The organism is Tanticharoenia sakaeratensis NBRC 103193, assembly GCF_000963885.1.
Classification (GTDB): Bacteria; Pseudomonadota; Alphaproteobacteria; order Acetobacterales; family Acetobacteraceae; genus Tanticharoenia; species Tanticharoenia sakaeratensis.
Genome location: NZ_BALE01000009.1, coordinates 119800 through 144838, shown reverse-complemented (window position 1 = coordinate 144838; position 25039 = coordinate 119800). Strand labels below are relative to the sequence as shown.

The following is a 25039-nucleotide window of genomic DNA, read 5'->3' as shown; positions in this document are numbered from 1 at the left end:
GCACGCTGAACGGATGATGTCGCCCGCGCCGGGCGTTCGGAGGAAAGGATGACGATGCGCAGGCGTCTCGTGGTCGGCAACTGGAAAATGCATGGGCTTTGCGCCCAGTCCGCGGCTCTTGCCCGGGGCGTGCGCGACGGTGCGCGTGCCTTGGCGCATGCCCAAGGGATGCGCGCGGCCGAAATCGTGCTGTGCCCACCATTCACGCAACTGACCAATGTTCACCGGTTGCTGGTGGATGCATCGGGTGATGCCCGATCACCGTCAAATGAGACGACCCTGGCTCCGGGCCAGGTCGGCCTTGGCGCGCAGGACTGCCATGTCGGCTCCTTCGGTGCCTACACCGGCGACGTGTCGGCCGCGATGCTTGCGGACGTCGGCGCGACGCACGTTATTCTCGGTCATTCCGAACGACGGCTGGGTCATGGCGAGATCGACAGCCTCGTCCGGGACAAGGCGGCATCGGCGATGGAAGCGGGCCTGACGCCAATCATCTGCCTGGGCGAGACCCAAAAGGAGCGCGAAGCGGGACAGGCCACGGCGCGCGTTTCGTCGCAGATCATGCGCTCGGTGCCGGACGGCTTTGCCGGTGTGATCGCCTACGAGCCGATCTGGGCGATCGGAACCGGGGCCGCGGCGACGCTGGACGACATCGCGGCGATCGCAGCACCGATCCGGACCGCCCTGCGCGAGCGCCTTGGCCCGGCCGGTGATGACGTCCGCCTGCTTTACGGCGGTTCGGTCACGCCCAAAGAGGCGCCCGGCATTCTGGGGCTCGGCGCCGTCGACGGCGTTCTCGTAGGCGGTGCGAGCCTTCAGATCGAGAAGTTCCTGGCCATTGCGGAGGCGGCCGGGCAGGCATGACGAATGCCATGATGACGCGCCGCGCTTGAAACGCCTCGGACGATCGGGCATACGCGAAGCCCCTTTCAACGGATCGATTTCATGACCACCGTCCTGCTCGTCATCAACCTGTTCGTCACCATCGCCCTGATCGGCGTCGTGCTGATCCAGCGCAGCGAAGGCGGCGGCCTCGGGATCGGCAGCAGTCAGGGCATGGGTGCCTTCATGGGCGGTCGCGGCACCGCGAACCTCCTGACGCGCACGACCTCCGTTCTGGCTGGCGTGTTCATGGTGCTGTGCCTGGTGCTCGCGGTCATGAACCGCGGCGCATCGTCGGGCGTCGGCGGTCACGACATCCTCGGAAGCCCGCCCCCGAGCCAGCCCGCAACACCTGCGACCCCGGCCCAGCCTGCCGCTCCCGCACAGCAGCACTAAGACACCACTCTTCATCGTTCCATCGGGCGGCGATCCGTTGTAGGAGAGCCGTCCATGACGCGGTTCGTATTCATCACCGGCGGTGTGGTCTCCTCTCTCGGCAAGGGCATTGCTTCGGCTGCCCTCGCTGCCCTCCTACAGGCGCGCGGCTATTCAATCCGCATGCGCAAGCTCGATCCCTATCTGAACGTCGATCCGGGCACGATGAGCCCGTATCAGCACGGCGAAGTCTTCGTCACCGACGACGGCGCGGAGACGGATCTCGATCTCGGACATTACGAGCGCTTCACGGGCGTTCACGCCAAACGGGCGGACAACGCGACGACCGGGCGCATCTATTCCGACGTGATTGCGCGTGAGCGTCGTGGCGACTATCTGGGCGCCACGGTCCAGGTCATTCCGCACATTACGGACGCCATCAAGGATGCGATCGTCGCCGGCACGGACAACTACGATTTCGTCCTCGTCGAGATCGGCGGCACGGTCGGCGACATCGAGAGCCTCCCGTTCCTCGAATCGATCAGGCAGCTGCGCAACGATCTCGGTCATGACCAGACGATGTGCGTCCACCTCACCCTGCTGCCCTATATCCCGGCCGCCGGTGAACTGAAGACGAAGCCGACACAGCATTCGGTCAAGGAACTGCAGAACGTCGGCATTCAGCCCCAGATGCTGGTCTGCCGTTGCGACCGACCGATCCCCGAGAACGAACGCCGCAAGATCGCGAGCTTCTGCAACGTCCGCCCGCAGGCCGTCATTGCGGCCCTGGACGTCGATACGATCTATGCCTGCCCGCTGTCCTATCATGCCGAAGGCATGGACAACGAGGTCCTGCGCCACTTCGGCCTGGACGCGAGCGGACCTGTCGACCTGTCCCGCTGGGAGCGGATCGTCAACACGCTGCGTCATCCGGAAGGCGAGGTGCGGATCGCCGTCGTCGGCAAGTACACGGCCCTGCTGGACAGCTACAAGTCGCTGACCGAAGCCCTGCTCCATGGCGGGATCGCCAACGGCGTCCGCGTAAAGCTCGACTGGGTCGAATCGGAAGTTTTCGAGAAATCCGAGACGGCGCTCGAACAGCTTGCCGATGCGCATGGCATTCTCGTGCCGGGCGGATTCGGAGAGCGTGGTTCGGAGGGCAAGATCGAGGCTGTCCGTTTCGCACGCGAGCGGCAGATCCCATTCCTCGGCATCTGCTTCGGCATGCAGATGGCCGTCATCGAATGCGCCCGCTCACTTGCCGGACTGCCGAAGGCATCGTCGACCGAGTTCGGTCCGACCGACGAACCGCTCGTCGGCCTGATGACGGAGTGGGCCCGCGGCAACGAGATGCTGCGTCGTCGTGAGAACGGCGAGCTGGGCGGTACAATGCGCCTCGGTGCATACCCCGCGAAGCTCGCCGAAGGATCGCGTGTCGCCGAGATCTATGGCTGCACGGAAATCCGCGAACGGCATCGCCATCGCTATGAGGTCAACGTCCACTATCGCGAGAAGCTTGAAGCAGTCGGCCTGAAGTTTTCCGGCATGTCACCGGACGGTGTGTTGCCCGAAATCGTGGAATATGCCGATCATCCATGGTTCGTGGGCGTGCAGTATCACCCCGAACTGATGTCCAAGCCGTTCGACCCGCACCCGCTGTTCGCGGGCTTCGTGGCGGCGGCGGTGCGCAAGGCGCGACTGGTATGAGCGAATTTTCAATCGGCGACCTCCGGATCGGGAACGCACTGCCGTTCACTCTGATTGCCGGACCCTGCCAGATCGAATCCGAAAGCCATGCGATCGAGATGGCTTCGGCTCTTCATGAGCTGTGCCAGGATCTCGGCATCGGGCTGATCTACAAGTCGTCCTACGACAAGGCGAACCGGACTTCGGTATCGGCCGCGCGCGGCGTCGGAATGGACCGTGGCCTCACCATTCTCGCGGGCATTCGCGAACGGTTCGGCATCCCTGTGCTGACCGACGTGCATGCGCCCGAACAGTGCCGGATCGCGGCCCAGGCGGTCGACGTTCTGCAGATCCCGGCATTCCTGTGTCGCCAGACGGACCTCCTGCTTGCAGCCGGTGAGACGGGCGCTGCCGTGAACGTCAAGAAGGGCCAGTTCCTGGCGCCTTGGGACATGAAGAACGTTGCCGAGAAGATCACCTCGACCGGCAACAAGCGCGTTATGCTGTGCGAGCGTGGCACAAGTTTTGGCTACAACACCCTGGTCAACGACATGCGCGGGCTGCCGATCATGGCATCCACTGGCCACCCTGTCGTCTTTGACGCGACGCATTCCGTGCAGCAGCCCGGCGGCCTTGGTGGTGCAACAGGCGGTCAGCGCGAGTTCGTGCCGGCACTGGCCCGCGCGGCGCTCGCGATCGGCATCGCAGCCCTCTTCGTCGAGACGCATCAGGATCCCGACCATGCGCCGAGCGATGGTCCGACCATGCTGCCGCTCGCGCAGATGCGTGGGCTTCTCAGCCGCCTCAAGCCGTTCGATGTGCTCGCGAAATCGGCGGACTGACCGTTTCATTTTCAGTGACTGGTGCGCTACCGGACGCGTGCAGACATGCAACGCGCCTCGGGCGCAATGCTGGCCGGAGCTGCATGAGGCGGTGGCCGTCTGACGGCCGCCGCCAGTGCGCCGGGCCGACTTTTCCAAGCCTACTGAACCTTTTCTGCAGATCCACGGTCAGCGCTCTTCGAGGCAGGAGAAGCTGGCCGGGACGTCTTGTTCCGACTTGCCCGGCGTTTCCTGTCAGCTGCCTAGTGGCGTGGGCGCGAGCAAAGACGCCGCAAGTGACAGGCAGACGATCGTCGTCAGCACCATGCGCAGCCGCAGATAGCCGGCCGGGAGCGCGCCGCTTTTCCCCGCCGTCCGCTCGACGGCGTAGGTCGCGATGAAGCCCATGATCTCGATGAGCACGCCGACACGAAAATCGTGTGTCGTTCCGATATAGACCGCAATCCAGGCAACGAGAGACGGACAGACGCCAAGCAGCAGCCGAAGCGAATCGATTCGGGCCGCGCCGGGCACGACGATCGCTTTCTGCTCGAGGGCCAGCCCCCAGTGCACGGCACCCAGAAACGACAGGATCGCACCGCCATAGGCCAGCATGGCTGCGCCCAGATGCGGCACGGGCTTGAACGAACCGAACAGAAGCATGGCAAGCGCGATCAGCACGAACGGGACGAGCCCGCCGAGACCGAGCACGTAGGCGAGAAGTGGCAGGCGCTTCATGAGGATGAGTGTCTCCAGGCGGACAGGCCGCAGCATGGCCGGGCAAAGCAATACGTTATCGCGAGGGCTTTACGTTTGGAAACGCCTTCGGGTTGACAGAACGCCCGCGCGGACGCCCTCTGTGCGCCGAAAAGGTGCCCGTTCGGGCTGCCGATCGCCTTGCCCCACACCTCCACGGCTGGAGACCCAACATGAGCGCCATCGTCGATATCACCGCCCGCGAAATTCTCGACAGTCGCGGCAATCCGACCGTCGAGGTCGAGGTCGAACTGTCTTCCGGTGCGGTCGGCCGCGCCGCCGTCCCGTCCGGTGCTTCTACCGGCGCGTATGAAGCGGTGGAACTGCGCGATGGTGACAAGTCGCGTTACGGTGGCAAGGGCGTTCTGAAGGCCGCGAGCTTCGTCGAAGGGGAAATCCTGGAGACGCTGCAGGGCGCGGAATCCGAAGACCAGATCGCCATCGACAACGCGATGATCGACCTCGACGGAACGCCCAACAAGTCCCGTCTCGGTGCCAATGCCATTCTCGGCGTGTCGCTAGCGGTCGCCAAGGCGACAGCGGAAGAGCTTGGCGTGCCGCTCTATCGGTATGTCGGCGGTGTCTTTGCCCACACCCTTCCGGTGCCGATGATGAATATCGTCAACGGCGGTCAGCACGCGGACAATCCGATCGACATCCAGGAATTCATGATCCAGCCGGTCGGCGCGCCGACGATCATGGACGCCGTCCGCATGGGCTCGGAGATCTTCGCACAGCTCAAGAAGGGTCTGGCCGCCGCCGGGCTCAACACGAATGTCGGTGACGAGGGCGGCTTCGCCCCTAACCTCGCGTCGGCAGACGAGGCGCTGGGCTTCATCATGAAGTCGGTCGAGGCCGCCGGCTATCGTCCGGGTGACGACGTGACGCTGGCGCTCGATTGCGCCGCGACCGAATACTACAAGGGCGGCCGCTACGTGATGGAAGGCGAAGGCAAGACCTACGACTCGTCCGAAATGGTCCGTTACCTCGAGGGGCTCACGCAGCGCTTCCCGATCGTGTCGATCGAGGATGGCCTTGCGGAAGATGATTGGGACGGCTGGGCCGAGCTGACGCAGGTTCTCGGCAAGAAGGTCCAGCTCGTCGGCGACGATCTGTTCGTGACCAACCCCGAGCGTCTGCGTCGCGGGATCAAGGCGGGCGTCGCCAATGCCCTTCTGGTCAAGGTCAACCAGATCGGCACCCTGACCGAGACGCTGGAAGCCGTCGAGACCGCTCACAAGGCGGGCTATGCCTGTGTCATGAGCCATCGTTCCGGCGAGACTGAGGATTCAACGATCGCCGATCTCGCGGTCGCGACGAACTGCGGCCAGATCAAGACCGGCTCGCTCTCGCGTTCGGATCGGACGGCCAAGTATAACCAGCTGATCCGCATCGAGAACCAGCTGGCGACGGCAGCACAGTATGCGGGCCGTACCATCCTGCGCGGTTCCTGACGCCAGGCCCCGCCGACTCGTGTCGGCGGGGCTCTTCCCGAACTCAGCGTGTCGTGCGGTCCAGGCGCAGCGTCATGCAGTACGCACCGCCACCTGACATCATGAAGGGCGTCAGCTCGACGCCGTGAACGGTGTAACCGCGCGCTTCCAGCCGTGCGCGCAACGATGCGGCCGGTTCTGCCATGATCACCTGATCGTCGAACGCGACCGCATTGACGCAGAAGCGCGCGGCATCCTCGTCAGTCGCGACGATGCGCATCGATTCCGGCACGATGGCAGCGATCCGCGCCTGTGTCGCATCATCGAAGGCGGGCGGATAATAAAGGATCTCGCCGCGCGGCAGGACGTGGAAGCAGGTGTCGAGATGGTAGAATCGCTCGGTATGCAGCCGGAGCGGTTCCACGCGTATCGAGAAGAGCCTGCTGACGGCTTCGATGCTGGCCTCGTCAGACCGCTGACCGAACCCACCCCAGGCACATCCGCGCGTCTGGTCCCAAAGGCAGTCCCCTGCCCCTTCCTGCAGAACATGGTCTGGAAGCTCCGCCACATTCCGCAGGACGCCGTCTTTCACAAGTCTGCGAAAGATCGTGCGGAAGCGTTCCGTCTCGCCCTGTCTCTGCGGAAAGCGGAAATGAGGCGGCACCGCCTTGCCGTCGAATACGATTCCGCCATTGGCCGGAAACACCATGTCAGGCAGCCCGGGCGCTCCATCTTCAACGATGATACGTGCGCCGGCGCGCTCCAGCGCCGCCTTCAGGTCGTTGAAAGACCGTCGGGCACGGTCGGCAAATCCATCTGGATCGCGTGCCCAGGCGTCAGGCTGCATCCATGGATTGATGGCATAGCTGACGTCGTAGTGCGTCGGGTCCACAAGCAGGAAGGTCGGCGCCATTGAGGATTCCTTTACCACAGACAGGCCATGAGCCCCTTGCTGGTGTCTTTGCACGCATGGCCGCGCCTCGCCACACAGCCGGGCATGAACTTCCTGCAACGCCATGATTGTTTCCGATGCACGAAATCGGTTACCAAGATTCAAACCTGATCAACTGGCCCGGGACTGTTCGGGCTGAACGGAGCCCTGATCCTGTGCGCGTGATCCGTTTCATTCGGCGTGCCGTCAAGGCAGCCATCCCGCCTGTCCTGTTTCTGACGCTGGCCGGCTATTTCGGCTGGAACGCAACCCAGGGCGCGCACGGCATGAATGCCTATCATCAGCAACTCGTCCTGAAGGATCAGGCCATACAGTCACAGAAGGATTCGCTGGCCGAGCGCGACGTATGGACGCGGAGGGTCACGTCCCTGAAAGAGCGTGCGCTTGACGGCGATACGCTCGACGAACGGTCCCGGGCGATGCTCAACTTGGCGCGCTCAGGAGATCTGGTGGTTCCCTACGGCCCGCACGACAAACTCTACTGACAAAAAAAGCGGCCCCTGAGGGCCGCTTTTTTCATTTCGCGTTGTAGCGAAGATCTTACTTGATCTTCGCTTCGCGGAACGCAACGTGCTTGCGCACGACGGGATCGTACTTGCGCACTTCCATCTTGCCCGTCGCCGAACGTGCGTTCTTCTTGGTGACGTAGAAATAGCCCGTATCCGCGGAGGACACGAGGCGGATCTGGATGACGTTGGTCTTTGCCATGATACCCTGCCTGCTGTCGCGACTGGCCGCCTCGTGAGTTCGCGACCGCCTTGCTCTGATCGGCGCGCAAAATGCTCATTCTGCGGAGAAACGTCAAGGTCTTTACGTTCCCTGCTCCTGAGGCCTTGAAAAACAACAATCTTCCCGGTGATTCCGCTTGCGGAGGCCTGGTTTGGAACCTATGTAGAACGCACGGATTTGATTTGTTCTATTGTTTCCGATTCGCCAAGATCTGAAAAGGATCGTCATGCTTACCAGAAAACAGCATCAGCTTCTGCTGTTCATCGACGATCACCTTCGCCGCACCGGATTCTCGCCGTCCTTCGACGAGATGAAGGATGCGCTGGATCTGCGCTCGAAGTCGGGTATCCATCGCCTGATCTCGGCTTTGGAAGAGCGCGGCTTCCTGCGCCGCCATCACCATCGTGCGCGAGCCCTGGAGGTCGTGCGCATGCCGAACCAGACCGGGCTCGCCACGCCATCGACGACGGCCGCAGATCCTTTTGTGCCGACGATCATTCCTGGCGGCCGTGCGGTTCCCGTGGCGGCACCGCGGGCGGATGCTCCGGCGACCTCGCTGCCCTTGTTCGGCAAGATCGCGGCAGGTCTGCCGATCGAGGCGCTGCGCGACGCGAACACGCATGTGCATGTGCCGACGGACATGCTGAGTGCGGGCGACCACTATGCCCTCGTCGTCTCTGGCGACTCCATGATTGAGGCTGGTATTCTAGATGGGGATATCGTCATCATCCGGCAGGACGACGTGGCCGAGACGGGTCAGATCGTGGTCGCGTTGATCGACGGTCAGGAAGTCACGCTCAAGCGGCTCCGACGCCGTGGCAGCACGATTGCCCTTGAGCCCGCGAATCCGAATTATGAAACACGTATCGTCCCGGCGGATCGCGTTCAGATCCAGGGACGGCTGGTGGGCCTGTTTCGCCAGTATTGATCCACGTGCTGGACATGTCCTGCCCTGTCAGGACAACGTTCGCATTCGTGCTGTAGATGTCACCTGACGTGCGGGCTCAGTTTTTCCACTTCGCCACGCGGGCGTCGTCCGACTCGTATGCCTCAACCCAGCGCACGGTGCCATCAAGGTAGCGTTCCCGCTTCCAGAACACGGCTTCGGTCTTGAGATGGTCGATCAGGAACGCGACGGCATCAAGGGCTGACTGGCGGTGCCGTGAGGCGGCGAGAACCAGAACAATGGCCTCTCCCGGCGTGAGCGTTCCATAGCGGTGTATGACCAGACCGCCTTGGAGAGGAAAACGCGCCTCGGCGTTGCGCGCCAGTTCGGCGATACCGGTCTCGGTCATGCCTGGATAGTGTTCGAGGGTCAGATCACGAAGGCCGCCCTCTCCTCTGACAATGCCGACGAATGAGGCAATGGCCCCCGCCTCGCCACAGCGCTCGGCCAGAAGCGCGCATTCCGCCGCCATGTCGAACGGCTCCGACTGTATGCGGGTCGTGATGACGTCTGTCACGGCATCAACCTCCCGTCACAGGAGGAAAGATCGCCAGTTCGTCCCCGTCTGCAAGCAGCGCTGTACGGGTCGCAAAACGCTGGTTTATCGCGTAGCGGGCACGTGGAAAGTCAAGGAGAGCGGATGCAAGTGTACTGTCCTGCTCCACGAGCGCATCGATCGCCGCGCCTGCCGTCGTGACGTCCGCGATGTCCCTGTCCTCGGCTTCACGTCCGAGTCGATCCCGGAGTGCTCCGAAATAGCGAAGGGTCAGACGCATGATATCGCGCTCGCTTCCTAATGCCCCGGTGCTGCAGGCGCATGATGAACGACCCGAACGCTACCATCCGGCGCGATCAATGTATCCGTGCCATCTCCGTTGGGAATCGTGATAGTGCCGGTACGAGGTTTCGCACCGTATTTCGCCGCGTTGTCTTCCTCGTGGTTCGGCAGAGCCGTGGAAGAACCACTATCCGAGAAGTCCCGGACGCCGTGGTGAACGCCATCCTGCTCGCCAGCACTCATCGAGCCGCCCTCTTCAAGCTGCGCTCCGCCGAGTTCTGCGCCGCCATAGAAAGTCGCCGGATTACCGATTTTGCCCGCCAGGCCGTGATCGCCTTCGACGTCACTCAGGCTCGGCAGTGCCTGAGGGGGGCCGGGCCAGATGTTTCCACCCACGGGCAGAATCGGCAGTGCCTGCACGTTGCCGCCAGTGGCGCGGACCATATTTTCGGCATCGCCTGTCGGAGCATTCGGATTGGCGCCGGGGAGCGTCAGCGTGTCATGCCAGAATTTTCCAAACCCCGAGCAGCCGCTCAGGGCCAGAACCGCGATCAGCTGAACAGCTCCGCGACCAGCCAAACGACAGGATCGTTTCATTCAATGCTCCCGTCTGCATGCGCAGGACGTCCATAGCCGGTCGCCCGCCAACGCACCACCTGCCCGGCAGGCCACGATTGCATGCGGGTCATCATTCATGTCCGAACTGTGCCCATCCTGTGACAGTGCCGCAAGAGGGCATGAAATCGGTTAAGCCTTTGCGAACGCCGGACCAATCTCGGGACACCAGGCTAGCGTTCAGGGAGCGGCCTTCGGCGTGCCGGGCGTTGCAGGCGCCGCATGGCTTGCCGTCATGCGGGTAACGCCCTTCACCAGATAATCCCAACCCGTCAGCACCGTCGGGATGGCCGAAATCCAGAGCAGAAGCACACCGAGGCCTGCGATCGGGAGCATCGGCAGCCTGATCAGGGCTGCCGTCCGGTCCCCGGCCAGCAGCATCCCGATGGCCACCATCTGAATACCGGTCTTCCACTTGGCGAGACGCGAAGACGGGAGTGTCGCATGCTGGGAGGCCATGTATTCGCGCAGGCCGCTGACCAGGATCTCGCGCAGCAGGATCACGATGGCGGCAAAAAGGGCGCCCCAGTGCAGGCGTCCGTAGCCGGCCAGCGTCAGTAGCAATGCGCCGACAAGCAGCTTGTCGGCAATCGGATCCATCATCCTGCCGAGGTCGGAATACTGATGCCAGCGGCGCGCAAGCATCCCATCCAGATAATCGGTGATGCAGGCGGCGGTATAGATGACGCAGGCCAGTGCATCGGTCTCGGCGTGGCCCACGGCGACAAGCCCGACCAGAAGCGGAATGGATCCGATCCGCATCAGTGTCAGCACGTTGGGCAGGTCCGTCAGCATGGGAGCGACCCTAAAGCAGTTGATCCATCTCCGATATGCGCAAGAACGCGACCCAGACGTGTTATTTCCATGACATGACGAAGGCGCGGGTCACTTTCCCGTCGTTTCACGGGCCCAGTCCGGATGAAACCGCCCGTAGATCGCCCTTGCGGTCTCGATGCTGATCCCCGGCACGTCCGCCAACTCCTGCAGACCTGCCTGCTTCACGCCGCGTGCGGACCCGAAATGATTGAGGAGCGCACGCTTGCGCGATGCCCCGATCCCCGGCACGTCGTCCAGCTCCGAACGCGTGATGGCTTTCGAGCGGCCTGCCCGGTGCGTCGTGATCGCGAAGCGATGCGCTTCGTCGCGCAGGCGCTGCAGGTAATACAGGACGGGATCGCGTGGCGGGAGCTGGAATGGCTCGCGGCCGTCGGTATGGAACCATTCACGGCCAGCGTTGCGATCGGGGCCCTTCGCGATCGCCACCAGCTTCACGTCCGTCACACCCAGATCGTCGAGAACGGCCCGCACCGCGTTGTATTGGCCAAGGCCGCCGTCGATCAGCAGCAGGTCGGGCCAGTCCTCCGGCCGCTCCGCATCGGGATCGTCGGCTCGGGCGCGGGCCATCTTGCCGAAACGGCGCTCCAGAACTTCCCGCATCATGCCGAAATCGTCTCCGGGCGTGATCCCCGAGCGAATGGCGAACTTGCGATATGCGCGTTTGACGAACCCCTCGGGCCCACCCACGACCATCACGCCATATGCGTTCGTCCCCATGATGTGGGAGTTATCGTACGTCTCGATCCGGGTCGGCACATCCGCCAAATCGAATACGGCAGCAATGCCTTCGAGGAGTTTGCGCTGGCCCGCACTTTCCGCGAGACGCCGCTCCAGGGCTTCCCGCGCGTTGAGGGCCGCGTGATCCACCACCTCGCGTTTCTCGCCACGTTGCGGACGCAGAATCTCCACCTTGCGTCCGCGCCGGATGGCCAGCGCCTCCTGAATCAGCTCCGCCTCGGTCGGGTCTTCGTTGACGAGAATCAACGGCGGAGGCGGCTTGTCGTCGTAAAACTGGCCGATATATGCCGACAGGATGTCTCCGGCCGTCTCCTCGTCAGTGTGATGCGGGAAAAAGGCGCGGTTGCCGTTGTTCCGCCCGCCCCGGATGAAGAAGACCTGAATGCAGGCCTGTCCGGCCTGCTGCCAGACTGCGATCACGTCCGCGTCGTCGATAGTGGCCGGATTGACCGTGTTGGAATTCTGCATGGACGCGAAGCCGCGGATGCGGTCGCGAATCACCGCCGCCCGTTCGAACTCTAGGGATTCAGATGCGCGCTCCATCTCGGCGGCGAGCTGCGTCTGCACTTCGGTATTCTTGCCGGACAGGAACAGGCGCGCCTGTTCGACGAGATGCGCGTAATCGCCTTTCGAAATTCGATCCACGCAGGGACCCGAGCAGCGGCGGATCTGATACAGCAGGCAAGGCCGTGTCCGGCTGCTGAAGACGGAGTCGGAGCATGAGCGAAGAAGAAAAGTCCGCTGCACCAGATTGAGCGTCTGGTTGACCGACCAGGCAGACGCGAACGGCCCCCAGTACGTCGCCCCTTTGACCGGCTTCCCACGCTGCTTTGTGATCTGCGGGAAGGCATGATTCTCGCTCAGCATCAGCCACGGATAGGTCTTGTCGTCGCGCAGCAGAATGTTGAAGCGCGGACGCATGCGCTTGATGTAGTTCGCCTCGAGCAGCAGGGCGTCGGCTTCAGTATGGGTCGTGACGATCTCGACCGACACCGTCAGCGACACCATCCGCCGCAGCCGCTCAGGCAGGCGTGAGACATGCGTGTAGGACGTGACGCGCTTCTTCAGGCTGCCGGCCTTGCCGACGTACAGAACGTCTCCCTTGGCACCGATCATGCGATAGACGCCCGGCGAGAACGGGATGACCTTCAGGGCTTCGCGGATCGCCTCGGCGCCGACAACCGATGGCGGATTTTGGTCATAATCCGTCATGACGATGCCCTCGAATGCGTCACCGTTTCATCCACCGAAGCTGTGGACAAGTCTGTGGGGTTTAAGGTGACAGATTGATGACGGGCGCTGTTTTCTTGCCTCGACATCAAGTTGCCTATTTTTTGAGCAGAATGATCCAACATACTGTTTTTATTTATCTTTGCCTTGGGCACCCAAACGACGTCTGACCGAATCGGCGCAAAACGCTGGAAACAAACGAAGTCAATCCCGCGGGCACCACACTGGTGGACAAAATTCCCGACAAACTTTGCCGTGTGGCTCGACGAACGCAGTCGGTGTGGTCGCGTTTCGTTCGTATGAGGGCGTTCCTATGCCTGCCCTGCATGCTCCTCGGCACGCTTCAGCCGGTCGAGGAAGTTGCCGCCGCAGATTGCCGCTAGTTCCGTGTCATCAAAGCCGTGAGCCCGCAATGCTTCCAGGACACGTGGTGTCTCCTGCGCATTGCGCCACCCGTCGATGCCGCCGCCGCCATCGAAATCGGACGAGATGCCGACATGATTAATGCCGATCCGGTCCGCGACGTAGGCAACGTGCCGGACAAAATCCACGAGCGTGCCGCCACCGCCCTTGCGCAAGAAACTCGGCATCGCCGTGATCTGGATCAGGCCGCCACTTTCGCGAAGCATGTCGAGCTGTCCGTCATCCAGATTGCGCGGGTGATCGCAAAGCGCACGTGCACACGAGTGGGATGCGACGATCGGCACGGCCGATGTTTCGACCGCCTGTACCATCGTGTCGCGTGACGCATGAGAGACGTCGACGAGAACGCCGTGCCGGTTCATCTGCAGGATCGTCTCGCGGCCCAGGACGGAGAGGCCCCGATGCAGGGTCGCGGCATCGCCCAGATCGGCTCGCGCGATTGCCGCATCGGCCAGTGCATTATGTCCGTTATGGGTCAGCGTCATGTAGCGAACGCCATATGTCCGCAATACCGCGACCCGTTCCGGCGCTTCGCCGATCGCATAGCCGTTTTCGACGGCCAGAATGATGGCGATTGCGCCCTGCGCACGGGCTGCGGCAATGGCGTTCGTACTGTCGCAGACGCTGACCGCGATCTGCGGTGCATCGGCAGGCCGGACTGCAATGTCACGGATCGTCGACAACATCGCCTGCACGCGCGCCCAGGCGGCCCGATGCCCATCCGCATCGCGCAATCCCTGCGGAATATAGGCGGCAAGACAGGCAGCCGAGACCGATCCTTGCGCAAGCTTCGGCAGATCGACCTGCCGCGCAGGCGTATCGCGCCACGCGTCACCGCGATCGGGCCAGGGAATGTCGATATGGCTGTCGAGAACGAAAGGCGCAGCGGCGTCCGGATGCAATGCGGTCATGACACCGGAGATTGGCGCAAATGCGTCCCGACACAAGGGGAACTCTGACCGAAGCGCCCTTGCACCACGAGCGTTCTGATTTCAAAACAGGCCATGCGCCTGATCACCTGGAACATCAATTCGCTTCGTCTGCGGCTGCCCCTGCTCGCGCGACTCGTCGAGGAACACGCGCCGGACATCGTCTGCCTGCAGGAGACGAAGGTGCCGGATAACCTTTTCCCGGAGGATGCGATCCGGTCGCTTGGGTTCACCCATCGGGTCTATCGCGGCATGAAGGGTTACAATGGCGTCGCCATCCTCTCGCGCCGCCCCATCCAGCCGCTCGACCATGCGCCCGACTGGTGCGGCCGCACCGATTCGCGCCACGTCGCCTGCGCAATCGAGGCGGACGGTGGGCCGGTCATCCTGCATGACTTCTATGTCCCGGCAGGCGGTGACGAGCCCGATCCCGCGCTCAATGACAAATACGCCCACAAGCTTGCCTTCGTGGACGAGACAACCGCGTGGTTCCGGAACCATCCGCCACAGCGCAGCATTCTCGTCGGGGATCTCAACATCGCACCTTTGGAAAACGATGTCTGGAGCCACAAGCAGCTTCTCGGCGTCATCAGCCACACGCCGCCGGAAACGACGCGGCTCGAAGCCTGGTGTGCGAACGGTTTCGTCGACGTGATGCGCAAGACGGTGCCGGCTTCCGAGAAGCTTTATACGTGGTGGTCCTACCGGAACCGGGACTGGAAGGCTTCCAATCGCGGGCGACGTCTGGATCATGTCTGGATGACGCCGGATCTGCTGCCGCAGTATCGCGGCATGCAGGTGCTCCGGGACATGCGTGACTGGGCCAGTCCGTCAGATCATGTCGGTGTTATTGCCGACATTGACATCTGAGAGGGCGAGGCAGCCGGAAACGGCCGCCGCGAAGTGCAGATCAGACGCGAACCGGCTGCGTCGTAGCCAGCGGTGTTCCGGCAGGATCAAGTCGATAGCCGCCACCTTCCGTGAGAAGCAGACAGGCGCTTGTCGGGTTCGGCTCGATCTTCTGGCGCAGACGATAGATGTGGGTTTCCAGCGTGTGCGTCGTGACGGCCGCGTTGTAGCCCCACACTTCGTTCAGCAGCACCTGACGCGGGACCGGCTGCTGCCCGGCGCGGTACAGGAACTTCAGGATCGCGGCTTCTTTCTCGGTCAGACGGATCCGGCGGTTGCGAGTCGGTTCCTGAAGCAGCTTGGCGGAGGGCCGGAACACATACGGGCCGATCGCGAAGACCGCGTCCTCGCTGTTCTCGAAGATCCGCATCTGTGCACGCAGGCGCGCCAGCAGCTCGGCGATCCGGAAAGGCTTCGCGACGTAATCATTAGCGCCCGCATCCAGGCCGCGCACCACGTCCGCTTCATCATCAGACCCGGTCAGGATGATGATTGGCATCCGAATGCCCCGGCGGCGCAGTTCGGCGCAAAAGTCGCGGCCGTCCCCGTCCGGTAGCGTCACGTCCAGAAGAATGGCGTCGAAATGGGCGTCGGCGTTGTCGACGAGCTTCGTTGCTTCGGCAACGGAGGACGCTTCAACCGGCTCGAACTCACCTTCAAGACGCAACTGCTCGACAAGCAGGGTGCGGAGGGTTTCGTCATCATCGACGATTAGAACTGGGCGTGAACCTGCCATCGGATCTTCTTCTCGCTTGCGATTCCCGGACACGACATATCGCGCTGCATTCACGATGCGTGCCGGATGGCTTTGCCTATCTTCTACACTTGTGAAGCCAATCGTCCAGCACGCACAATGCTACCCTGCCCTGTTCCTGTTGCCTGCAAGACGCCAACGGAGTTGTCATGTCGTCTTCACAATCAATTGACCATCACTATACGGCATTGATCCGCGCCGACGGTAATGGAGCCGCCACGCTGTTCTTTCGTGACCGCCGATATCCGGCGTCCATAGGGCCGGCTCCGGTGACGCGCCACAAGCGTGAGGGCGATCATGCGACCCCTGTAGGCACGCTGCCGATCCGGCGCGTGTTCTATCGCGCGGATCGCACCGCGCGACCCGAAACAAGACAAGACATGCCCGTCGAACCTCTGGGACCAAACGATGGCTGGTGTGACGATCCATCGCATGAGGACTACAACACGCTTGTCACATTGCCGCATCCGGCGCGATGCGAAACCTTTTGGCGCGACGATGCGAGCTACGACATCGTCGCGAGCCTCGGCTGGAATGACGACCCGGTCGTTCCCGGGAACGGCTCGGCGATTTTCCTGCATCTGCCCACACGGTCCGGCGTGACAGAGGGCTGCATAGCGCTCGCAGAACCGGACCTGCGCGCGGTTCTGGCTGCGGGCCTCGTCAAACTTGTCGTTCAGGACTGAACCGGCATGCCTGCGGCTGCGTAGCACCAGAAGCCACGGTGCCCGAGTCGGTCTCCGAGTCCGATCTGCCCTGGCTGTGATCCACCTGTCCAGAATGGAGCCGATCATGCCCCTGACCACTTCCGGAACCGCCGCCTGTTCAAGCTGCAAGTTCTTCGATGCCGAGGGCGGAAACACGGCACTTGGCCTGTGCCGCTACAATCCGCCGATCAGCCAGCCCACCGGCGAGACGGCAGGCGTATGGCCCAAGGTGAATGCCATGGACTGGTGCGGCCATTTCGAACCGGCGACGACCTGACCGGTCTTCCCTCCTCCCTTCGAGGGGTCTGCACGCGAAAGCGTTGACCGGGTCGCGCGCTGTCGTTACTGATAGTCATTCTCATTTAGAGAGTGACGCAACGATGTACGACCTGATCGACCGACCCGTCCGTGATCTGCCGCCTTTCGAGCGGACGGTTCTGCTTGCGACCCGTCGATGGACCCATGCGCTGTCGCTCGCCGGGTCGGCGCCTTTGCATATCGGCGGGTCCGCGTTCTCGGATGTCATGACGCGCTTGCATGACGCATCGAGGATGACTTTGGTTATCCGCGCGCCGTGTCACGACGCAGTCGACGATGCCGAAGCAATCATCGTCAATCTGTGGCGTCTGGTCCGGGATGGTCACACGATGCAGGCACGGCGCATTGCCGCAGATCTCATCGGAGACGCCTCCGACGGCATGCTCCGCGCCATCCGGCGCGCCATTCCCGCCCTGTAACTAACGTTCGATCCACGTCCTCGGTCTCACGCGGGCGCGTGCATCGAGATCTGCAGGTCGCCCGGCATGGGTTGCACAACGCCGTTGTCCTCGGCGGAGCGGAAAAAAATACCGACGCCCCGTCGCACGATCATGAAATCGAGGCGGTTCTGGTCCGATCCGAACGGCTGCGGCTCGTTTTCCACGGTCGCGTGGCTGACGAAGCGCCAGCCCTTGTCGAACAGCGTCTCGATCAGCGTGTAATTCCAGGCGGGTTCACCCAGCAGCTTGCCGCGCGCGTCACGCGTCAGGCCATGATAAAGGTCGAGCCGCGCGACACCGGGGCTGATCTGGAACACGCGCTGGCGCCCGAAATGCGGCGCCACATGGGCGCACACCATGCCGTTGTAGATACCGTCCGCAGTCGTCGCGATCAGATAGTCGGCGGGACGTTCCTCGAGCATCTCCTGCCCATGCTGCGACAACACCTCGGCCCGCAGGACCGGGAGCGAGCGACGCGTGGCGGCGATCAGTGAAGAAGCCTTCGCATCGACCATCACGACAGGCACGCCTTCTCCATACAGGCAGCTCCCGAGGTCGATCGACCAGGGAGAGGCTCCGACGATGGCGAGCGCCATTTCGTCGGACAGGGTGAGCTTGAGGTAGCGCGCGAGCGGCCGGAGCGAGAACCCGTGCACGATCATCGTGGTTGCGATGACCGCGAACACGGCAGGCGTGATGAGCTCGGCGCTCTTGAACCCAGCATCATAGAGCCGGATGCCCGCAACGCCCGCGACGGCCGCTGCCACAATACCGCGGGGCGCGATCCAGCCGACAAATACCCGCTCCTGCCAGGTCAGGCCGCTGCGCAGGGTCGCGAGATAGATCCCCAAAGGCCGGACGACGAACAGGACCGTCAGCGTCAGTAGCGCGATCGGGATCGAAAGCCGCTCCAGCACCGCGCGATGAAGATCGGCGGTCAAAAGGATGAACAGCATCGACACCAGAAGGACGACAAGCGATTCCTTCGTGCGGCGCAGTTCCGCCACACCCGGTACGTGCAGATTGGTCAGCGCCATGCCGAAGACGGTGGCGCCCATCAGGCCGGCGCCTTCCATGCCCAGATTGCAGATCGAGAAGATCGACAGCGCGAATGCGATCAGCACCGGCATCTTGAGGATCTCGGGCATGAGATCGCGCTCGAACAGATAGCGGATCAGATAGGCCGGCGCGATGCCGAGCGCCACGGCTTCGGCACTGCTGGCCAGCATCTGCGGCACGGCATGCAGCAGCGAGATGCCGGAGCCGAACTTGGCCTGCGCCGCCAGAACCTGCAGCACCACGGTTGCAAGAATCGCGCCGATCGGGTCGTTCGCGATGGCTTCCCATCGCAGGAACGACGCGACACGGGGCTTCAGTTTGGTGTGGCGCAGCAGCGGCAGGACTACGGTCGGTCCGGTCACGGTGATGATGGCGCCGAATAGCGCGGACGAACCCCACTCGAGATGGCCCACAAGATGGGCGGCCAGCGTGCCCAGCACCCAGCTGATCGGCAGCGCGACCAGCGTCAGACGCATCACCCCCTCGCCCGCCTCCCGCAACTGCCGGAAGTCGAGCGCCATGCCGCCCTCGAACACGATGATGGCGACCACCAGCGAGACCATCGGACGGAACATCGAGCCAAGGCTTGCCGAAGGATGCAGGATCCCGAGGCCGGGACCGAAAATCAGGCCTGCCGCAAACAGGAGAACGATGGCCGGCAGGCGAAAACGCCAGGCGACCCATTGCGCGAGCATGCCTGTGCCGAGCGTACTCAGCACGCCGATGACGATTGCTAATTCCATGTATTCAGAGTGCCCGGCTTGGTGGTGTCACGCCAGTCGCGCGTCATGCCGCTCGCTGAAGAACGCAGACGAAAAATCCATCCGTTTCATGCTGGGCCGGGGTCAGGGACACCATGCCGGCACCGTCGAGAGCCGCCGGCCAGTTCGGTCCGTCAACCGCCCCCATCGTGTAGTCAGGGCGCCGCGACAGGAACGCGCGTACCTGATCCGCATTTTCGGCGGCAAGCAGTGAACACGTTGCATAGACCAGTCGCCCGCCCGGACGGACGAGGCCTGCCGCGCGATCCAGAATCTCGGACTGCTTGACGCGCAGCTCCGCGAGATCGTTTTCGGAAAACCGGCGACGCGCATCGGGGTTACGCCGCCATGTGCCCGTGCCGGAGCAGGGCGCATCCACAAGCACCCGATCGAAGCTCCCTGCCCGCCGCTTGGCCCATTTGTCACCGGATACCAGCAGATGCCGCTCGGCATTGTGTACGCCCGCCCGACGCAGCCGCTTCACCGCGCCTTCGAGCCGCGCTTCTGACACGTCGCACGCGACGATATGCCCCCGATTGTCCATGCACATCGCAAGCGCCAGTGTCTTGCCGCCCGCGCCCGCGCAGTAATCCAGGACGCGCATGTCCGGTCCGGCACTGACCGCTGCCGCGATCAACTGGCTGCCCTCGTCCTGAATTTCGACGAGACCCGACTTGAACGCGGAAGCGGCAGTGATCGGCTGGCGTCCGGCAAGGCGGAGTCCCCAGGGCGACAGAGGGGTCGGCGTCGCCGCGAGCTTCTCCCGGCGAAGCGCGCGTGCCGCCTCGTCGCGTGTGCCGCGCAGCAGGTTGACCCGCAGGTCGAGCGGTGCGGGCTGTAGCAACGCGGCCATTTCGGTCTCGAACGCGTCCCCGAACTGCGCACCGAGCGCCGGTTCGAGCCACTCGGGGATCTCGAAGCGTATGGCGCGCGGCATGGCCGGGTCATCGAGCGTGCTGCGCGCAACCGACTGGAGCGCCAATGCCTCACGTGGGCTCAACGGATCGGGGGCGAAGCGCGATCCGTCAAACAGCGCCGATACCTCCGAAAAGCCTTGTTGAGGCACATCTCCGGCGGCATCGGCCAGCAGGATCGCGGCAGCGACCAGAAGCCTCGGCGAAGCACCTCCCGGCACATCCCGCAGGTGCCAGTTCAGCCGTCGCCATCCACGTAGTGTCGCCCAGGTCAGCGCGGAAATCGCGCGGCGATCCCCGCCGCCGATGAAGCGGCGGTCCCGGAAAAATGCGTTGGCAACCGCATCGGCCGGCCGCCGCGGGGCGGACTCGATGGCGCAGAGCAGTTCGATGGCAGCGGAGAGTCGGGCAGCAGGCGTCATGCGGCAGGTTCTTAGCCCACATCACGCCCGGTTGAAATCAGACAGCCATCATCACGAAAATGTGTCGGAACGTTTCACGGGTATCACGCAAAACCCATTTGTCATTCAGTGCCATTTGAGACACGAAACTGAATACAGGGAAGAGACCGCCATGCAGTCGGGCATTGCGGTAAAGATACATCCCGACATTGGTGTGCAAGATGTCACCGTCTTTATTCTGGCGACACCGGGTCGTTACATGTTGCGCCGTCGGCATGTCAGCGTTCATTTATGCATCGGAGGCGCGCGCTGACGACTATACCGATCTTCTGGATATTCTGAAGATCAAGGGCAGCCTGACCTCTGCCGAATATAACGGACTGCTCGCCAAACACCTGCGCCATCTACGCGAGGCTGAAGTGTCCGCCCGTCATGCGGATACGCCCCGAACACGTATCGCGGCCGCGGACAGGCCGCATGGGGTGCACGGCGGAAGTGTCCGGCATCTCCCGGCCGTATCCGAAGCACCCGACGACACGCAGGTTGCCCTCGCCCAGGCCCGCAGCGCGGCGGCCCAGGCCCAGGCAAGTGCTGCCGCGGCACAGCAAGCCCTGCTGTCCACGCGATCCGAGATGAACAGCCCAAGTATCGTGCGGGTCGCGAAATACGTTCCCGGCAAGGGCGTCACGTTTCAGGCCGGACCGATCGACATCAATTTCTCAGGCTTCGTGAACGGGTTCTACACGTTCAACAGCCCCGAAGGCGGCATGCCCGTGGCTGGCGGCGTATCGACTGGCAATTCCGGCTTCGATACGTCCGGTGTACGCAACGGCCTGCTACCGGCGGGGCTGCTGGTGAAGCTCAGCACGACGCAGGACGGGCTCGACCTGTCGGCGAATTTCGGATTTTATCCCGGTCTGAACAACAATGACCCGGGCGCCTTCAACGCCAATTCCGGCGGCAGTCCGGTCGGCCTTGGGACCGCCGGGCTCGATGTTCGTCAGGTGTTTGCGACCGTCGGCAACAAGGACATCGGCACGTTCAAGGTCGGTCGTGATCTGGGGCTGTTCGGATCCGACGCGATCCTGAACGATGCGACGCTGTTGAGCGTCGGCTCGACCGGCAGCAATGCCAATCCGGCCAATACGTCGCTTGGTCGAATCGGCGTCGGCTACGTCTATGCCGACTGGATTCCCCAGATCTCCTACATGTCGCCGAAGTATCACGGTGTTCAGGCAACGGTCGGCATCTTCACGCCGCTCGACGAATTCGACTACGCGGGGCTCAATCCTTCAGGCACGAGCTACTCGGCGCTGAACTCGCAACATTCGTCGCCCATGATTCAGGGCAAGGTCACCTACGATTTCACCATTGGCGCGCTCACGACCCGTATCTGGTCGAGCTTCCTTGTCCAGCATCAGCAGCACCTGACCAGCGGGAGCATCGCCGCCAGCACGAACCGCAGCGCGACCGTCGAGGCCGGTGACATCGGCACCAAGATCACGCTCGGACGGTTCGAAGGCGTCGCCTACTATTATTATGGCAGCGGCCTTGGCACGACGGGCCTGTTCTTCGACGGGATCAACGCGTCCGGGCGCAAGCGCGCGTCGGAAGGTTATTATGTACAGGGTGCCTACAAGATCCTGCCGCGCCTGAAGCTGGTCGGAAGCTATGGCACCAGCAACCTGTATCAGGTGCCTGGCGAGAACGACCCGCTGCTCGTACGCCGAAACGAGTCCGAGGTCGGCGCACTTTACTACAACCTGACGGACTGGCTGACATTGCTGGGCGAATATGCCCATACGCGGTCTGCGGCTCACGGGCCGAACCATGAAGCGGACGACACGATGTCGCTCGGCGCCGCGCTGTTCTTCTGACGCAATACACCGGGGCGCGGACATCGCGCTCTGTATTCGATCTGGCGATATGACCGCTACATAACGAGGCGGCCCGGTCGTTCAGTGACCGGGCCGGTACCGGACGTCAGTCCTGACGATAGTTCGGGGCTTCGCGGGTGATCGTCACGTCATGGACGTGGCTCTCGCGCAGGCCCGCATTGGTGATGCGGCGGAAGCGTGTCCGGACCTGCAGGTCGGCGATCGTGGCCGACCCCGTATAGCCCATGCCAGCACGCAGTCCGCCCACAAGCTGATGCACGACCGCTGCCATCCCGCCCTTGTACGGCACCTGCCCCTCGATACCTTCCGGCACCATCTTCAGCGTTTCCTTCACTTCCTGCTGGAAGTAACGATCCGCCGAACCGCGCGCCATGGCGCCGAGGCTGCCCATGCCGCGATAGGCCTTGTACGACCGCCCCTGATAGAGAAAGACCTCGCCTGGGCTTTCCTCGCAACCCGCCAGCAGCGAGCCGACCATCACCACGTCGGCACCCGCGCCGATCGCCTTGACGATGTCGCCCGACGTGCGGATGCCGCCGTCGGCAATCGCGGACACGCCGCGCTCGTGGCTTGCGGCCGAGGTTTCCATGACGGCCGAGAACTGCGGCACGCCCACGCCTGCCACGACGCGCGTCGTGCAGATCGAACCCGGCCCGATGCCGATCTTCACGCAGTCCGCACCGGCCTCGATCAACGCAAGCGCCGCCTCAGGGGTCGCGACATTGCCTGCGATCACCTGAACCTCGCCCGAAAGCGCCTTGATGCGGGAGACCGCATCAAGCACGCCGCGCGAGTGGCCATGTGCCGTGTCGATCACGACAACGTCGACGCCCGCCTCGATCAGTGCCCGGGCGCGCGTCATGCCGTCTTCACCGACGCCGGTCGCCGCCGCGCAGCGCAGGCGACCGAGCCCGTCCTTGATGGCCAGCGGATGTGCGACGGCCTTGTCCATGTCCTTGACCGTGATGAGGCCAACGCAACGATGGCCTTCATCCACAACGAGAAGCTTCTCGATCCGGTGCTTGTGCAGAAGTTCACGTGCCTCGTCCGGGCTTGCGCCGCCCTGAACGGTGACGAGGCCGTCATGCGTCATCATGTCGCGCACGCGCGTGTCGGGATCGAGGGTGAAGCGCATGTCGCGGTTGGTCAGGATGCCGACCAGACGGCCGCTGCCGGGCTCGACCACCGGCAGGCCCGATACGCCGTGGCGGCCCATGATGGCGTGCACTTCGGCCAGCGTCTGGTCCGGCCCGACCGTGACCGGGTTCACCACCATGCCCGATTCGAAACGCTTCACGCGGCGGACATGCTCCGCCTGTTCCTCGATCGACAGATTCTTGTGGATGACGCCCATGCCGCCCTGCTGGGCCATGGCGATCGCCATCGCATCTTCCGTGACGGTATCCATCGCGGACGACATCAGGGGAATCGACAGTTCGATGGAGCGCGTCAGCTTCGTGCGCGTAGACGTCTGGCTGGGCAGCACATTCGATTCGGCGGGCTCGACCAGCACGTCGTCGAATGCCAGGGCCTCGCGGATTCGATCATGCGTGAAACGCCGGGACGCACTCAGGCTCGAATCCGTCTCGCCGGTCAGGGAATAGGGAGCTGTCATGGCCAACCGTCTCTCTCGCTCGCATCAAGGATTGGGCGGGAGAGCCGAGCAACGTCGGCACCCGACCGTTGGCGGCTCTCCTTAGAGCAAATGGACGGCAAAAGGAAACAGGATTGTGAGTTGGCGCGCACCGCGCGATCTTCATGCCTTTCAAACTGCCGGATATGCCTTTCATGACCGCACCTCTCGTCTACCTCGCCGGCGATCTCGTCTTTCGTCCCGATGCCTTGGGACTGTTCGCGCGTTTGAAGGCGATCTGCGCACGTCACGGCCTCGAGGGATGCGCGCCGTTCGATGGTCAGGATGCGGTGCGCGGTCTGGCGCCATCCCGCGAGACGACGATGAAAATCATCGAGGCCGATCGCGACCTGATGGATCGCTGCGTGGCCGGCCTGTTCTGCATCGATCCCTTTCGACGCGCGGCCGACATGGACCCGGGCACGGCCGTCGAGATCGGCTACATGCATGCACAGCGCAAGCCGCTCGAAGGATATACCGCCGATCCGCGCCCCTATGGCGCCAAGGTCGAAAGCTACTGGCGCGAGGCGTGGGGATTTGAGCTTCGTCCGCGCGAGAATGCGGGCGACATCGGTTCCGGCTCGCTGGAGGACCCTGACGGAATCCTCGTCCATTCCGACGGCATGGCCCAGAACGGGATGGTCGATGGGTTCATCACCCTGTCAGGCGGCAGGATCTCAGGTGCCCCCACGCTGGAAGAGGCGTTCGAGAAGGCGGCCATGACGCTTGCAGCGCGGCTGTAGCGCCATCCGGAAAGACGTCGCGAGGCGGCCCTGTGCGTCCGGGCACAAAAAAAACTGACTGGATCGGGTTATGTGTAGAGCGACACGAAACATAGCACGGGCAGTCGTCTGCCTGACATGCCTGGGCACGCTGGCATGTCAGATCGGCTGCAGCGCGACGCGGGAACCGGATGCGACGGGACTGGGCCAGACGGCCCCCCGGCATCACGGTGGCTTTTACATGCAGGGCGGCGGCGGAGGCAGTTAGCCTCGCGCTGGCCGCCGCAACATCGCATTATTTAATGAATGGCTGGGAGACCTGGATTCGAACCAGGGCTGACCGGGTCAGAGCCGGTAGTTCTACCGCTAAACTATCTCCCAAGCGGTGCGCCG

General features: G+C 63.2%; 27 protein-coding genes and 1 tRNA gene. 14 read left to right on the top strand and 14 right to left on the bottom strand.

The window, feature by feature from the left end; all coding sequences use genetic code 11:
- Positions 1 to 54 precede the first annotated feature (54 nt).
- From tpiA to kdsA, 4 genes are all read left to right on the top strand, one after another.
- On the top strand, positions 55 to 864 hold the full coding sequence (tpiA, locus tag B8446_RS03330; protein ID WP_048847176.1) for a triose-phosphate isomerase: 810 nt from the start codon (positions 55 to 57) through the stop codon (positions 862 to 864).
- Positions 865 to 945: 81 nt separating this feature from the next.
- A complete protein-coding gene (gene secG / locus B8446_RS03325; protein WP_048847174.1) occupies positions 946 to 1278 on the top strand; it encodes a preprotein translocase subunit SecG in 333 nt (110 codons plus the stop codon).
- A 54-nt stretch (positions 1279 to 1332) separates the two neighbouring features.
- A complete protein-coding gene (locus tag B8446_RS03320) occupies positions 1333 to 2964 on the top strand; it encodes a CTP synthase (protein ID WP_048847172.1) in 1632 nt (543 codons plus the stop codon).
- Positions 2961 to 3785 carry a 3-deoxy-8-phosphooctulonate synthase gene (gene kdsA, locus B8446_RS03315; protein WP_048847169.1) on the top strand — a complete coding sequence of 275 codons (825 nt, stop codon included), beginning with the start codon at positions 2961 to 2963 and terminating at the stop codon, positions 3783 to 3785. Before B8446_RS03320 ends, kdsA begins: the two co-directional genes overlap by 4 nt.
- Positions 3786 to 4019: 234 nt before the next feature.
- Here the strand turns inward: kdsA and B8446_RS03310 are convergent, their stop codons facing one another.
- Positions 4020 to 4502, bottom strand: a complete 483-nt coding sequence (locus B8446_RS03310; protein ID WP_053053681.1) for a DUF3429 domain-containing protein — start codon at positions 4500 to 4502, stop codon at positions 4020 to 4022.
- A 191-nt stretch (positions 4503 to 4693) separates the two neighbouring features.
- On the opposite strand from B8446_RS03310, the gene eno reads away from it, so the two are divergent.
- Positions 4694 to 5974 (top strand): phosphopyruvate hydratase, encoded by a 1281-nt coding sequence (gene eno / locus B8446_RS03305; protein WP_048847165.1) that lies wholly within the window; start codon positions 4694 to 4696, stop codon positions 5972 to 5974.
- 43 nt (positions 5975 to 6017) lie between these two features.
- Here eno and B8446_RS03300 read toward each other — a convergent pair whose 3' ends face one another.
- Entirely contained in the window at positions 6018 to 6866 is an 849-nt protein-coding gene (locus tag B8446_RS03300) for a dimethylarginine dimethylaminohydrolase family protein (protein ID WP_048847162.1), read from the bottom strand.
- 194 nt (positions 6867 to 7060) lie between these two features.
- Here B8446_RS03300 and B8446_RS03295 point away from each other — a divergent pair, with 194 nt between their 5' ends.
- Entirely contained in the window at positions 7061 to 7390 is a 330-nt protein-coding gene (locus tag B8446_RS03295) for an FtsB family cell division protein (protein ID WP_048847402.1), read from the top strand.
- 55 nt (positions 7391 to 7445) lie between these two features.
- Here B8446_RS03295 and rpmG read toward each other — a convergent pair whose 3' ends face one another.
- Positions 7446 to 7613, bottom strand: a complete 168-nt coding sequence (rpmG, locus tag B8446_RS03290; RefSeq protein WP_048847160.1) for a 50S ribosomal protein L33 — start codon at positions 7611 to 7613, stop codon at positions 7446 to 7448.
- A gap of 247 nt (positions 7614 to 7860) precedes the next feature.
- Here rpmG and lexA point away from each other — a divergent pair, with 247 nt between their 5' ends.
- Positions 7861 to 8562 carry a transcriptional repressor LexA gene (gene lexA / locus B8446_RS03285; protein ID WP_048847157.1) on the top strand — a complete coding sequence of 234 codons (702 nt, stop codon included), beginning with the start codon at positions 7861 to 7863 and terminating at the stop codon, positions 8560 to 8562.
- Between the two features lie 76 nt (positions 8563 to 8638).
- Here the strand turns inward: lexA and B8446_RS03280 are convergent, their stop codons facing one another.
- From B8446_RS03280 to B8446_RS03255, 6 genes are all read right to left on the bottom strand, one after another.
- A complete protein-coding gene (locus tag B8446_RS03280) occupies positions 8639 to 9097 on the bottom strand; it encodes a molybdenum cofactor biosynthesis protein MoaE (RefSeq protein ID WP_048847155.1) in 459 nt (152 codons plus the stop codon).
- Positions 9098 to 9101: 4 nt separating this feature from the next.
- Entirely contained in the window at positions 9102 to 9356 is a 255-nt protein-coding gene (locus tag B8446_RS03275; RefSeq protein ID WP_048847151.1) for a MoaD/ThiS family protein, read from the bottom strand.
- 17 nt (positions 9357 to 9373) lie between these two features.
- Positions 9374 to 9955, bottom strand: a complete 582-nt coding sequence (locus tag B8446_RS03270) for a hypothetical protein (RefSeq protein ID WP_048847149.1) — start codon at positions 9953 to 9955, stop codon at positions 9374 to 9376.
- Positions 9956 to 10153: 198 nt separating this feature from the next.
- Positions 10154 to 10768 (bottom strand): CDP-diacylglycerol--glycerol-3-phosphate 3-phosphatidyltransferase, encoded by a 615-nt coding sequence (gene pgsA / locus B8446_RS03265; protein WP_048847147.1) that lies wholly within the window; start codon positions 10766 to 10768, stop codon positions 10154 to 10156.
- Positions 10769 to 10858: 90 nt separating this feature from the next.
- The gene (gene uvrC / locus B8446_RS03260) at positions 10859 to 12760 is read right to left on the bottom strand and encodes an excinuclease ABC subunit UvrC (protein ID WP_048847145.1); all 1902 of its coding nucleotides are present in this window, start codon (positions 12758 to 12760) and stop codon (positions 10859 to 10861) included.
- Between the two features lie 329 nt (positions 12761 to 13089).
- Positions 13090 to 14112, bottom strand: a complete 1023-nt coding sequence (locus tag B8446_RS03255) for a dipeptidase (protein WP_048847143.1) — start codon at positions 14110 to 14112, stop codon at positions 13090 to 13092.
- Positions 14113 to 14205: 93 nt separating this feature from the next.
- Here B8446_RS03255 and B8446_RS03250 point away from each other — a divergent pair, with 93 nt between their 5' ends.
- The gene (locus tag B8446_RS03250; RefSeq protein WP_048847140.1) at positions 14206 to 15000 is read left to right on the top strand and encodes an exodeoxyribonuclease III; all 795 of its coding nucleotides are present in this window, start codon (positions 14206 to 14208) and stop codon (positions 14998 to 15000) included.
- A 40-nt stretch (positions 15001 to 15040) separates the two neighbouring features.
- Here B8446_RS03250 and B8446_RS03245 read toward each other — a convergent pair whose 3' ends face one another.
- Positions 15041 to 15775, bottom strand: coding sequence for a response regulator transcription factor (locus B8446_RS03245; RefSeq protein ID WP_048847138.1), 735 nt, complete (start codon positions 15773 to 15775; stop codon positions 15041 to 15043).
- A gap of 167 nt (positions 15776 to 15942) precedes the next feature.
- Between B8446_RS03245 and B8446_RS03240 the strand changes: the two genes are divergently transcribed.
- The 3 genes from B8446_RS03240 to B8446_RS03230 all read left to right on the top strand — a co-directional run bounded on the left by B8446_RS03240 (position 15943) and on the right by B8446_RS03230 (position 17237).
- Positions 15943 to 16479: a L,D-transpeptidase family protein gene (locus B8446_RS03240; RefSeq protein ID WP_084712030.1), complete on the top strand. Its 537-nt coding sequence runs from the start codon at positions 15943 to 15945 to the stop codon at positions 16477 to 16479.
- Positions 16480 to 16585: 106 nt separating this feature from the next.
- Complete coding sequence (locus tag B8446_RS03235; protein ID WP_199484038.1) at positions 16586 to 16777, top strand: hypothetical protein; 192 nt, start codon at positions 16586 to 16588, stop codon at positions 16775 to 16777.
- A 103-nt stretch (positions 16778 to 16880) separates the two neighbouring features.
- Positions 16881 to 17237, top strand: a complete 357-nt coding sequence (locus B8446_RS03230; protein ID WP_048847136.1) for a hypothetical protein — start codon at positions 16881 to 16883, stop codon at positions 17235 to 17237.
- Positions 17238 to 17263: 26 nt separating this feature from the next.
- Here the strand turns inward: B8446_RS03230 and B8446_RS03225 are convergent, their stop codons facing one another.
- Both B8446_RS03225 and B8446_RS03220 read right to left on the bottom strand, forming a co-directional pair.
- Positions 17264 to 19060 (bottom strand): cation:proton antiporter, encoded by a 1797-nt coding sequence (locus B8446_RS03225; RefSeq protein WP_048847133.1) that lies wholly within the window; start codon positions 19058 to 19060, stop codon positions 17264 to 17266.
- A 43-nt stretch (positions 19061 to 19103) separates the two neighbouring features.
- The gene (locus B8446_RS03220; protein ID WP_048847131.1) at positions 19104 to 20414 is read right to left on the bottom strand and encodes an RsmB/NOP family class I SAM-dependent RNA methyltransferase; all 1311 of its coding nucleotides are present in this window, start codon (positions 20412 to 20414) and stop codon (positions 19104 to 19106) included.
- Between B8446_RS03220 and B8446_RS16215 the strand changes: the two genes are divergently transcribed.
- Together B8446_RS16215 and B8446_RS03215 are read left to right on the top strand one after the other, a co-directional pair.
- The gene (locus B8446_RS16215) at positions 20413 to 20706 is read left to right on the top strand and encodes a hypothetical protein (protein ID WP_158507518.1); all 294 of its coding nucleotides are present in this window, start codon (positions 20413 to 20415) and stop codon (positions 20704 to 20706) included. The two genes, B8446_RS03220 and B8446_RS16215, sit on opposite strands and share 2 nt — an antisense overlap.
- Positions 20669 to 22270, top strand: a complete 1602-nt coding sequence (locus B8446_RS03215; RefSeq protein ID WP_148505824.1) for a porin family protein — start codon at positions 20669 to 20671, stop codon at positions 22268 to 22270. Before B8446_RS16215 ends, B8446_RS03215 begins: the two co-directional genes overlap by 38 nt.
- Positions 22271 to 22376: 106 nt before the next feature.
- On the opposite strand, the gene guaB is transcribed toward B8446_RS03215, so the two are convergent.
- Complete coding sequence (gene guaB, locus B8446_RS03210; protein WP_084712029.1) at positions 22377 to 23906, bottom strand: IMP dehydrogenase; 1530 nt, start codon at positions 23904 to 23906, stop codon at positions 22377 to 22379.
- Positions 23907 to 24079: 173 nt separating this feature from the next.
- On the opposite strand from guaB, the gene B8446_RS03205 reads away from it, so the two are divergent.
- On the top strand, positions 24080 to 24667 hold the full coding sequence (locus tag B8446_RS03205) for a nucleoside 2-deoxyribosyltransferase (protein WP_048847393.1): 588 nt from the start codon (positions 24080 to 24082) through the stop codon (positions 24665 to 24667).
- A 286-nt stretch (positions 24668 to 24953) separates the two neighbouring features.
- Here B8446_RS03205 and B8446_RS03200 read toward each other — a convergent pair.
- A tRNA-Gln gene (locus tag B8446_RS03200) sits at positions 24954 to 25027 on the bottom strand.
- Positions 25028 to 25039 lie beyond the last annotated feature (12 nt).

Excerpts from the sequence above, each read along its gene's own strand:
- B8446_RS03310 (WP_053053681.1), bottom strand. The coding sequence starts at position 4,502 with ATGAAGCGCCTGCCACTTCTCGCCTACGTGCTCGGTCTCGGCGGGCTC.
- kdsA (WP_048847169.1), top strand. The coding sequence starts at position 2,961 with ATGAGCGAATTTTCAATCGGCGACCTCCGGATCGGGAACGCACTGCCG.
- secG (WP_048847174.1), top strand. The coding sequence starts at position 946 with ATGACCACCGTCCTGCTCGTCATCAACCTGTTCGTCACCATCGCCCTG.
- B8446_RS03250 (WP_048847140.1), top strand. The coding sequence starts at position 14,206 with ATGCGCCTGATCACCTGGAACATCAATTCGCTTCGTCTGCGGCTGCCC.
- B8446_RS03320 (WP_048847172.1), top strand. The coding sequence starts at position 1,333 with ATGACGCGGTTCGTATTCATCACCGGCGGTGTGGTCTCCTCTCTCGGC.
- B8446_RS03240 (WP_084712030.1), top strand. The coding sequence starts at position 15,943 with ATGTCGTCTTCACAATCAATTGACCATCACTATACGGCATTGATCCGC.
- tpiA (WP_048847176.1), top strand. The coding sequence starts at position 55 with ATGCGCAGGCGTCTCGTGGTCGGCAACTGGAAAATGCATGGGCTTTGC.
- B8446_RS03270 (WP_048847149.1), bottom strand. The coding sequence starts at position 9,955 with ATGAAACGATCCTGTCGTTTGGCTGGTCGCGGAGCTGTTCAGCTGATC.
- lexA (WP_048847157.1), top strand. The coding sequence starts at position 7,861 with ATGCTTACCAGAAAACAGCATCAGCTTCTGCTGTTCATCGACGATCAC.
- B8446_RS03235 (WP_199484038.1), top strand. The coding sequence starts at position 16,586 with ATGCCCCTGACCACTTCCGGAACCGCCGCCTGTTCAAGCTGCAAGTTC.
- B8446_RS03300 (WP_048847162.1), bottom strand. The coding sequence starts at position 6,866 with ATGGCGCCGACCTTCCTGCTTGTGGACCCGACGCACTACGACGTCAGC.
- B8446_RS03275 (WP_048847151.1), bottom strand. The coding sequence starts at position 9,356 with ATGCGTCTGACCCTTCGCTATTTCGGAGCACTCCGGGATCGACTCGGA.
- B8446_RS03230 (WP_048847136.1), top strand. The coding sequence starts at position 16,881 with ATGTACGACCTGATCGACCGACCCGTCCGTGATCTGCCGCCTTTCGAG.
- B8446_RS16215 (WP_158507518.1), top strand. The coding sequence starts at position 20,413 with ATGCGGCAGGTTCTTAGCCCACATCACGCCCGGTTGAAATCAGACAGC.
- pgsA (WP_048847147.1), bottom strand. The coding sequence starts at position 10,768 with ATGCTGACGGACCTGCCCAACGTGCTGACACTGATGCGGATCGGATCC.
- B8446_RS03220 (WP_048847131.1), bottom strand. The coding sequence starts at position 20,414 with ATGACGCCTGCTGCCCGACTCTCCGCTGCCATCGAACTGCTCTGCGCC.
- uvrC (WP_048847145.1), bottom strand. The coding sequence starts at position 12,760 with ATGACGGATTATGACCAAAATCCGCCATCGGTTGTCGGCGCCGAGGCG.
- rpmG (WP_048847160.1), bottom strand. The coding sequence starts at position 7,613 with ATGGCAAAGACCAACGTCATCCAGATCCGCCTCGTGTCCTCCGCGGAT.
- B8446_RS03205 (WP_048847393.1), top strand. The coding sequence starts at position 24,080 with ATGACCGCACCTCTCGTCTACCTCGCCGGCGATCTCGTCTTTCGTCCC.
- B8446_RS03245 (WP_048847138.1), bottom strand. The coding sequence starts at position 15,775 with ATGGCAGGTTCACGCCCAGTTCTAATCGTCGATGATGACGAAACCCTC.
- guaB (WP_084712029.1), bottom strand. The coding sequence starts at position 23,906 with ATGACAGCTCCCTATTCCCTGACCGGCGAGACGGATTCGAGCCTGAGT.
- B8446_RS03255 (WP_048847143.1), bottom strand. The coding sequence starts at position 14,112 with ATGACCGCATTGCATCCGGACGCCGCTGCGCCTTTCGTTCTCGACAGC.
- eno (WP_048847165.1), top strand. The coding sequence starts at position 4,694 with ATGAGCGCCATCGTCGATATCACCGCCCGCGAAATTCTCGACAGTCGC.
- B8446_RS03225 (WP_048847133.1), bottom strand. The coding sequence starts at position 19,060 with ATGGAATTAGCAATCGTCATCGGCGTGCTGAGTACGCTCGGCACAGGC.
- B8446_RS03215 (WP_148505824.1), top strand. The coding sequence starts at position 20,669 with ATGTCAGCGTTCATTTATGCATCGGAGGCGCGCGCTGACGACTATACC.